This is a genomic window from Nocardia sp. NPDC052112 (genome assembly GCF_040680135.1).
Classification (GTDB): Bacteria; Actinomycetota; Actinomycetes; order Mycobacteriales; family Mycobacteriaceae; genus Nocardia.
In genome coordinates this window covers 690,709-699,445 of sequence record NZ_JBFAWD010000001.1, presented here as the reverse complement: position 1 = coordinate 699,445, position 8,737 = coordinate 690,709, and the positions used below count along the sequence as shown (strand labels likewise).

The following is an 8,737-nucleotide window of genomic DNA, read 5'->3' as shown; positions in this document are numbered from 1 at the left end:
ACTTCTGGACCACGCTCTACCAGGCCCTCGACGCCTGACCAGGTCCCGACCCCGTTCGCCTCAGGCCGGGTCGCCCGAAGGTGAGATCACCTCAGCGACCCGACCTGGGCAATCCAGACAACAGATTCATCAGCCGACGAGCTGAACACCTGGAACCGGTACGCCTCGAGGGTGGACTCATTGCCCGTCACTGACGCCTGGAACGTCGCGCAACGCAGCCGTTCCAGCTCGATCACCTTGCGGCGGCGTCTCTCTCGCGGGACCAGTATCCCCAGCACCGCCGCAGGGTCCAGCTGGCCAGCGAGCTGCGCCCACAAACGCGGATCCGCCGCCTGACGGCCCTGCGCGACAACCTTTTCCAGCCTGGTGGGAATTCGTCGAATGGCAGCCCAACCCCGCGATCTACCGGGCGACCGTCGGCGGGGAATCCGGCCCGAACGCACGACCGACACCCCCGACTGGGTGCGCGACCTGTGCGATCAATGCGTCGAGGCGGGCGTGCCGTTCTTTTGCAAGCAACGAGGAGACCCGCGAACTCGCCGAAGAGATCCGCGGATTCAGGGACGGCCGCCTGACGAGGGCAGGTACTCGATTCCGACCGCCGATAGACCCGCGTCGCAGTGTTCTCGACGGTCAGCGTTCGCGTTCGATGCCCTCTCGGCGGTTGCGTACGGGAATGGACGAGGACGCCGGGTGTCACAGCAGCCCCGCGGCGGCGGGATCTCGGGGCACGACGGGCACCAAGCTGGACGACAGCCTCGGCGGCGCCTATGCCGCCGAGGCTCTCGCAGGTCCGGACGCTACCCGCGTACGACCTGGCTGCCCACCCCGATGTCTCGAATAGGTCACGAATTGGTCACGACGGGTGCACATACCCTTCAGATCCCACACCCGCGCCAGTCCGCTGCACATCCCCGTCGGCGACGGCGCGAAAGCACCCTCGCACAGCCGCTCCAGCTCAACGTACCGACAGCGATTCTCCTCGCGGATGGTCAACAGCCCGAGCCGCACTCCCGGCTGCCCGACGGTCAGCTGGCTCGCCAGGCGGGACGTCCGAGCGCCGAAAAGCATCCGGGTACCGATTGACGACGCCGAGCCGACCTCTGTCAATCGCAGACGGCACCGAATGACGCCGAGCCGACCAGCTTCGAATATTTGGCGAGTACACCGCGGGTATAGCGCGGCGGCAAGGGCTTCCAGCCCGCACCGCGGCGGGCGATTTCGGCCGGATCGATCAACAGGTCGAGGGTGCCCGCGGCGACATCGAGGCGGATTCGGTCACCATCCTGGACGAAGGCGATCGGGCCGCCGTCTACCGCTTCGGGAGCGACGTGCCCCACGCACAGTCCGGTGGTGCCGCCGGAGAATCGCCCATCGGTGAGCAGCAGCACGTCCTTGCCGAGGCCCGCGCCCTTGATGGCCGCGGTGATCGCCAGCATTTCACGCATTCCGGGACCGCCTTTCGGGCCTTCGTAGCGGATGACCACCACATCGCCCGCGGTAATCGTGCCGTCCTCCAATGCGTCCATCGCGGCGCGCTCGCCGTCGAAAACCCGTGCGGTGCCGGTGAATACGTCCGAGTCGAAGCCCGCGGATTTGACCACGGCGCCACCGGGTGCGAGCGATCCGGCAAGGATGGTGATGCCGCCGGTCGGGTGGATCGGGGATGTCATGGCCCGCACCACCTTTCCATCGGGGTCCGGCGGGGCGATATCGGCGAGGTTCTCGGCGACCGTACGGCCGGTCACGGTCAGGCAGTCGCCGTGCAGCAGGCCAGCGTCGAGCAGCGCCTTCATCATCACCGGTACGCCGCCGATCCGGTCGATGTCCGTCATCACATGTCGTCCGAAGGGTTTCACGTCGGCGAGGTGCGGCACCCGACGACCGACACGGGCGAAATCGTCCAGTGTCAGATCCACATTCGCCTCGTGTGCGATCGCGAGCAGATGCAGTACCGCATTCGTGGAGCCGCCGAATGCCATGACGACGGCGATCGCGTTCTCGAAGGCTTCCTTGGTGAGAATATCGGCGGTGGTGATCCCGCGCCGCAGCAATTCCACCACCGCCGCGCCGCTGCGCCGCGCATAGCCGTCGCGTCGCCGATCGGTCGCGGGCGGCGCCGCACTGCCCGGCAGCGACATACCCAATGCTTCGGCCGCGCTCGCCATGGTGTTGGCGGTGTACATCCCGCCGCACGCGCCCTCACCGGGACAGATGGCACGCTCGATGGCATCCACATCCTCGCGACTCATCAAACCGCGCGAGCAGGCGCCGACTGCCTCGAACGCATCGATGATCGTCACTTCGCGCTCGCTGCCATCGCTGAGTTTCGCGATACCGGGCAGGATCGAGCCCGCATACAGGAACACACTCGCCAGGTTCAGCCGCGCCGCGGCCATCAGCATGCCGGGCAGGGACTTATCGCATCCGGCCAGCAGCACCGAACCGTCGAGGCGCTCGGCCTGCATCACGGTTTCCACGCTGTCGGCGATCACCTCCCGCGAGACCAACGAGAAATGCATGCCTTCATGGCCCATGGAGATGCCGTCGGAGACCGAAATGGTGCCGAATTCCATCGGATATCCGCCGCCCGCGAATACGCCCTCTTTGCAGGCCTTGGCGAGCCGATCCAGCGACAGGTTGCAGGGCGTGATCTCGTTCCACGACGAGGCCACCCCGATCTGGGATTTGCCCCAGTCCCCGTCGTCCATGCCGACGGCGCGCAGCATGCCACGCGCGGCCGTCTTCTCCAGACCATCGGTGACGTCGCGGCTGCGCGGTTTGATATCGGGAACGTTCGGATCATCGGCCATGGCCATATCATTCCCGTCCGGATCGCCGAGCGCCGACGACCACGCCGATCACCGCGTCGGTTATCGGTGCGTACCGATTCGCTGGAGCAGATTCCGCAGGGTGGCGCGTTCGCCGGTCGACAATGCGGCGAAGGAGTCGGCCAGCACCTCGTTCGCGACCTGGTTTCCGGCGCGCAGTACCTGCTCACCGGCCGCGGTCAGCCGGTGTTCGATGGCGCGGCCGCGGCCGGGCGTGCGGTCGATCAGGTTGCGCGCGACCAGCCGGTTGGCGAGGGTGCCGAAGGCCTGCTCGCTCTGGAATGTCTCCTCGGCCAGGGCGCGCGCGGTGGCACCGGGATTGCGGTCGATAGCGCGCAGAGCATCCCATTGGGCGAGGGTGCTGCCGATGGCGGCGAGCCGAGTGTCCAGCGCGCGATGGTGGCGGTACTGCGCCTGTTTCACGGCGCGTCCCAGAGCTTGCAGATCATCGGGCATAGACATCATGCTAGCAGTGTGACTAAGCTTGTTTATATCAACATATTTAGTCAACGGAACCGAGGCGCTTCCCATGACCGCAGCAGCTCAACCGCAACCGCTCACTATCGCCGAATCAGGCAGCGGTTCAACAATTCTCGTCCTACACGGCGGCGCCGGACCGGCCTCGGTGGCCGGTATCGCCGAGCATCTGGCGCGCACGTTTCATGTTCTTATGCCGACCCATTCGGGTTGGAACGGCACACCGTTGCGATTCGACAGCATCGGCGACCTCGCGCGTGCCTACCTGGACCTGCTCCGCGAACGCGAACTGCGTGACGTCTTCGTCATCGGCTCCTCCATCGGTGGCTGGATCGCCGCCGAAATGGCCGTCCGCGATCGCGAACACCGGATCGGCGGGCTGGTACTGATCGACGCGACCGGCGTGTGGTTCGACGACGAGCCGATCACCAACTTCTTCGCCCTCGACGCCCGAGGGGTGGCCGAGCACTCCTACCACCACCCGGCACGCTTCTACCAGGACCCCGCCGATCTCCCCGCCGCGCAATCGGCCGTGCGCCAGGCAAATATGATCACACTGCGGCACTACGCGGGCGACCCGTACATGCACAATCCGCAATTGCTGCCGCTACTGGCCGCGGTCACCACACCGACACTGCTGCTCTGGGGCGAAAGCGACCGTATCGTCACCCCGTCCTACGGCGCCGCCTATGCCGCCGCCTTCGACAATGCCCGCTTCGAAATCATCCGCGCGGCAGGCCATCTGCCCCATCTGGAGCAACCGGAGACCACCCTCGCCCGAATCGACGCCTTCCTGCCAACCCCACGGTAGCCGACCGACGCGCGCCATCGCCGCCCCTGCTCCCCCTGACTGTGCAGCCCAGCATCACAACCAAGATCAGGTGGCACTGGTGGCGGCGGGCGATGCCGCCATGGATTCCACCTGATCTCGCTTTCCCCGTTTGGGCAGTGTGGGCGCAGGTTGCTCGGGTTAGGCTCGGACGCTGGCGAAGCCCATGGGAGGGGTGGGTGATGGGCCGGTGCGGAGCACCGGGCGGAAGTCGGGGAGGGCGGGGAGGACGTCGGCGTTGCGGGCGGCGTAGCAGCGTACGCGTGGGAGCGCGCGCGTGACTTCCGCTCGTTCCACCGGTTCGGCATCGATGAAACCGATGGTGTCCAACTCCAGGCCGAGGGTGTGCGCGATTCGCAATAGCGACGCCGATTTGCGGCCCCAGCCGATTTCGATGGCCGAGAACATGTCGTAGAGCCCGTGGCGGTAGAGCTTGTTGAGGGTGAGGTCGCGGTCGCTGCGGCTGGCCACGGCGTGCCAGATGCCGCGCTCACTGAGCTTCAGCAATGTGCGCAGGGCGCCGGGGCGGGGTGCACCGCTGGTCGCGTCGCAGACGACACCATCCCAGAGGGTGTTGTCCAGTTCCCAGACAAGACATCTCAGAGCCGGTGCCATCGCCTGCCCCTATCGGTTGGTCATCACTGCCTCTCCTGCCGTGTCGTCGGCGGATGGGCTACTGCGAAAACCATCCAGCGAACGGCACGTGCCGGACAAGCCCCCGCTTCCTCGGGCGCCTGTGCGGCCGAGGTGATAGTACCGGTACGGCCGGTGAATGCTCCGGTCAAAAGCCGTAGTAGCGGCGAACGAGCTGCTCGTAGACCCGAGCGGGGGTGAATCGCCGGGTCCAGAACGAGAGCCGAACGTCGCCGCCGCACAGGTAGGTTTGGCGCGGTTCGGACGCTTCCAGAATTGTCCGCACCTTCCTGGCTACCATCGCCGCGGACTGTCCGTGCCGCAGATATCCGGTGACGCGCGCCAGCACCGCAGTCCGATCGGCCGTATATGCCTCGATCGGATCGGCAACGCGCGCAGCGGAATCAATGATCGGAGTGACCGTCCACCCCGGCGCGAGCACCGAGACGTGGATACCGAAGCGCGCGGTCTCCATCCGCATCGCCTCACCGAGACGTTCGATGGCGGCCTTGGTCGCCGAGTACCAGCCGCCGTAGGGTTCGGCGATCGCGCCCGCACCGGAGCTCACCACGATCACCCGCCCGTGGCCCTGTGCACGCATGATCGGCAGCACCGCGCGCAGCACGCGGTGAGTGCCGATCACATTGGTATCGATGAGTGCGGCGGCCTCGTCCGGATCGGTCTCCTCCACCGAACCGACAATGCCGTAGGCGGCGAAGGTGACCACCGCATCGATGCGGCCGTGCCGTGCGTGCGCCGATTTCACCCAACTCCGCACCGCCTCGGTATCGCGGACATCGACCGCACGCACACCGTCTCGCGTGACCTTGTCACTGCCCTCGACCGCATAGCCGACGCGCGCAAGGTATTCGACGGTCGCCGCACCCAAACCGTTAGCGGCGCCGGTCACCAGGACAACGGTCATAGCGCACATACCCCCAACACGCGCGGCAGCACCTCTAAGCGCGCCGATTCGACAATCGTGATCTCACCATCCAATTCGAGCGGTGCGGGTGCGGTGGGCCGCAGTTCCACGGCGCTGTCGCGATAACAGGTGGCCAGCGCGGAACCCCGGAACCTGCCGCGGTAGAGGCCTGCGATGAGCCCGAGAATCCGCGCCCGGCCCGCGGCCTCCCAGATATTCACATCGAACAGCCCGTCCGCGCGGGTGACCGGTGTGTCGTAGTACATGCCACCCGCGAAGTGCACGCTCTTGAGCACACCGACGTTCGTGATCGGTGCGGTGTGCAGCCAGTCGGATCCGCGCAGCTGGATGGCCAGTGGCTGGTGGGTGGCGATATTGCTCAGCGCGGTGGCGATAATGGCCGCCTCGACATTGCGGGATTTCAGCCAGCCGATCGGCCCGCGCGCGTGGTTGAACGAATGATTGCCCGCCGCAACGAGGCCCATACTCGCATTGAGCAGGAAGTAGCGGACCGCTCGGGTGCCGTCCGGCAACAGCATGGTGGCCTTGCCGACGTCGACGAGCTCGGGCGCGCCGAGCCGGACCGGGATATCCGCGATGCTGGTTCGCCCCGGTTTGTGGAAGTCGTTGGAACTGCCCAGGCCGATCGCGCCGAGCCCGACCGCTTCCGTGCCGGGCCGCGGCCGGTCCGTCGCCGGATCCATGATCGCGTTGAGGACCAGGTTGACCATGCCGTCACCACCGGCCGCCACGATCACCTCGGGTGGATCCGACTCGAGTCTCGCCTGCACCAGTTTCGTGGCTTGCTCCGCGTCACCGGGCATTTCGACGGTGAGCTCGGCATCGCGTTCGCGCAGCACGCGTTCGACCGGACGCCAACGCCGCAGTGCCGTCCCGGCATTGGACTGTGGATTCAGGACGACGAGCATGACTCCTCCTCGATACCCAGCCACTCCCGCAGCCGAGGCCAATCCCCCGCACTTACCAATCCGGTGCCCGAATATTCCTGCGGGACCGTTTTTTCCGGCACATTCACCAGGAAGACGGGAATACCGATGCGTGCCGCCGGTGCATCGTTGGCGGCGTCGTTGCCGATCATCACGCACTCCCCCGGTTCCGTCCCGAGCCGGTCGAGAAGTTCTCGATAGAACTCGATGCGCGGTTTCGAGCGGCGCATATTCTCGCCGCTGCTGCGGAAGGTGAAGGCGGACAGGTCGTAGCCGCCCCAGCCGAGCCGGGAGGTGACGGTACTGTCCGGCCACAGCGGGTTGGTCGCGACCACCTGCGTCGCTCCCGCCATCTGGAGCCGGGTCACCGTGGCCAGTGCCGACGGCTCCGGCGGAAAACAGCGCCGCAGGCGCGGAAACCCCTGCTCCGCGAGGCTTTTCAGTTGCACGGCCACCGCATCGGGTGCGATACCGAGCCGCTCGGCGAGCAGTCCGACCATGAGCTCGGTGTTGGTGTGTTCGGTGTCGTTGGCCCGCACCTGCTTCAGCACGCCGGACAGCGCGCACAGGAACCGATGCGGTGGGGTCAGCTCGCGGAATGCCAATGCGGCTGCCAGCGGCATGAGCGTCTTGAACCGGCGGCGGCGCAAACGCACCAAGGTACCGTCGAGGTCCCACAGCACTGTGCGATTCATTCCTGGCTGTCCAGTACCGCTTGTAGATCGGCGCGGGTCAGGCCCAGCCGTGCCGCGTATTCGTCGATGCCGGGACGTACGGTCGCGCTCGTACCGATTCCGGCCCGACTCACCAGCTCCGCACCATACGCGGCACCCAGATCGAAGACGGTCTTGGCCAGAGCCGCCGGGAACAGCCAGCGACCCAGGTCACGCTGGAAGACCCGGGTCAGCCGGTAGGGGGCGCAGATTCGCGCGCCGAGATCGGACAGCGGCGTCGGGTCACGAAGCGAACTCATCTTTCGTGCCTCCGCACCCGGCACCACCAGCAGATCCGACCACAGTCGACCGAAGCGGTCGCGCTTCTCGCTCGCGACGGCGGTCATGTTGAATTCGGTGTAGGCCTTTTCGATGCGTGAGGTGTGGGTGCAGCGGCTGCGCAGCAGGGCATGGATATCGGCGGTCTTGCGCGCGGTGTCGTAGCGGGTGAAGCGGTTGATCCTCGGCGCGATCCGGCCGAGCAATGCCGCGAACTCCGGTACCGGAACCAGTCGATCGGCCAGCGAAAGGGCATGGTACATCAGACTTTCGCTGCCCGCCTCGGCGATTTCACCGGCCAGCAGTTCGTAGTCGAGGTCCGCGGCGTAGCGGGCCAGATTCCAGATGTCGGCGAGCTCACGCACGCCGGTCTTGTAGTACGGCAGGTGGACGCCGAGGTGGTGCAGGTTGTCCTCGTGCGACATGGCCCAGGCGGGCACACCATAGAAGTCGATGCGCCGTACTCGCTGCCAGATGGCGGTGTAGTCGATGGTGTACCGGGCCAGCGGGGTGATCAGGCCCCAGTGCGTGCCGACGACGAGCGAACCGTCGCGGGAGACGAATGACGGCAGGTGGTGTGAGCGTTCGGCGCGGACCTTCGGCGCCTTGCCCAGCAGTTCGGAGGTGGCGAAGAGTCCCAGCTCCCGATAGATCTCGATGACGGTGTCGACCTGGTCGAGTTCGATGAGGATGTCCAGGTCGTTCATGCGCTTGTAGCGCGGGTCGTGGTAGATCTGCGCCGAGAACAACATGCCCTTGAGCACCACACAGCGCACGCCGCGTTCGTCGCAGCGGCGCAGCAGTTCCCGGGCACCGGCCAGGCGACGGTCGTTCACCGCGGCAATGTGGTCGGTGACGCCGGCGAAATGTGCGCGCACCGATTCGGGGACGAGGTCGTAGAGATCTTCGGATTCGAGGCGACGCTGCACCAGCGGGACCGTCGCGTTGAGTGCGGCCAATTCGAAGACCTCGGCCCAGTCGGTGATCTCGTCGGCGAGCTTCGCCAGCGCGGTGCGCTCGTCCTGGCTGGGGTCGGCCAGTGCGGCGTGCACCAGCAGGCGTTCGGAAGCCGTTCCGCCCGCAGCAATTTCGGTTCCGGTCAT

Annotated in this window: 8 protein-coding genes; 1 reads left to right on the top strand and 7 read right to left on the bottom strand. The window is 66.4% G+C overall.

Annotated features, from left to right (window positions below; genetic code table 11):
* Positions 1-1,106: 1,106 nt before the first annotated feature.
* Positions 1,107-2,813, bottom strand: coding sequence for a dihydroxy-acid dehydratase (gene ilvD / locus AB0L58_RS03270; RefSeq protein WP_364380101.1), 1,707 nt, complete (start codon positions 2,811-2,813; stop codon positions 1,107-1,109).
* 60 nt (positions 2,814-2,873) lie between these two features.
* Positions 2,874-3,287 (bottom strand): MarR family winged helix-turn-helix transcriptional regulator, encoded by a 414-nt coding sequence (locus AB0L58_RS03265; RefSeq protein WP_364380098.1) that lies wholly within the window; start codon positions 3,285-3,287, stop codon positions 2,874-2,876.
* Positions 3,288-3,360: 73 nt separating this feature from the next.
* Here AB0L58_RS03265 and AB0L58_RS03260 point away from each other — a divergent pair, with 73 nt between their 5' ends.
* Entirely contained in the window at positions 3,361-4,119 is a 759-nt protein-coding gene (locus tag AB0L58_RS03260) for an alpha/beta hydrolase (RefSeq protein WP_364380095.1), read from the top strand.
* Positions 4,120-4,278: 159 nt separating this feature from the next.
* On the opposite strand, the gene AB0L58_RS03255 is transcribed toward AB0L58_RS03260, so the two are convergent.
* From AB0L58_RS03255 to AB0L58_RS03235, 5 genes are all read right to left on the bottom strand, one after another.
* Positions 4,279-4,752 carry an HAD-IIIC family phosphatase gene (locus AB0L58_RS03255; protein ID WP_364380093.1) on the bottom strand — a complete coding sequence of 158 codons (474 nt, stop codon included), beginning with the start codon at positions 4,750-4,752 and terminating at the stop codon, positions 4,279-4,281.
* Between the two features lie 166 nt (positions 4,753-4,918).
* Complete coding sequence (locus AB0L58_RS03250; RefSeq protein WP_364380090.1) at positions 4,919-5,680, bottom strand: SDR family NAD(P)-dependent oxidoreductase; 762 nt, start codon at positions 5,678-5,680, stop codon at positions 4,919-4,921.
* 11 nt (positions 5,681-5,691) lie between these two features.
* A complete protein-coding gene (locus AB0L58_RS03245) occupies positions 5,692-6,624 on the bottom strand; it encodes a diacylglycerol kinase family protein (protein ID WP_364380087.1) in 933 nt (310 codons plus the stop codon).
* Positions 6,609-7,337 carry an HAD family hydrolase gene (locus tag AB0L58_RS03240; RefSeq protein WP_364380084.1) on the bottom strand — a complete coding sequence of 243 codons (729 nt, stop codon included), beginning with the start codon at positions 7,335-7,337 and terminating at the stop codon, positions 6,609-6,611. The genes AB0L58_RS03245 and AB0L58_RS03240 overlap by 16 nt, the downstream gene beginning before the upstream one ends.
* On the bottom strand, positions 7,334-8,737 hold the full coding sequence (locus AB0L58_RS03235) for a nucleotidyltransferase family protein (RefSeq protein WP_364380081.1): 1,404 nt from the start codon (positions 8,735-8,737) through the stop codon (positions 7,334-7,336). The genes AB0L58_RS03240 and AB0L58_RS03235 overlap by 4 nt, the downstream gene beginning before the upstream one ends.

Bases quoted from the DNA above. Each gene is read 5' to 3' on its own strand.
- ilvD (WP_364380101.1), bottom strand. From the start codon at position 2,813: ATGGCCGATGATCCGAACGTTCCCGATATCAAACCGCGCAGCCGCGAC.
- AB0L58_RS03265 (WP_364380098.1), bottom strand. From the start codon at position 3,287: ATGCCCGATGATCTGCAAGCTCTGGGACGCGCCGTGAAACAGGCGCAG.
- AB0L58_RS03260 (WP_364380095.1), top strand. From the start codon at position 3,361: ATGACCGCAGCAGCTCAACCGCAACCGCTCACTATCGCCGAATCAGGC.
- AB0L58_RS03235 (WP_364380081.1), bottom strand. From the start codon at position 8,737: ATGACCGGAACCGAAATTGCTGCGGGCGGAACGGCTTCCGAACGCCTG.
- AB0L58_RS03245 (WP_364380087.1), bottom strand. From the start codon at position 6,624: ATGCTCGTCGTCCTGAATCCACAGTCCAATGCCGGGACGGCACTGCGG.
- AB0L58_RS03240 (WP_364380084.1), bottom strand. From the start codon at position 7,337: ATGAATCGCACAGTGCTGTGGGACCTCGACGGTACCTTGGTGCGTTTG.
- AB0L58_RS03255 (WP_364380093.1), bottom strand. From the start codon at position 4,752: ATGGCACCGGCTCTGAGATGTCTTGTCTGGGAACTGGACAACACCCTC.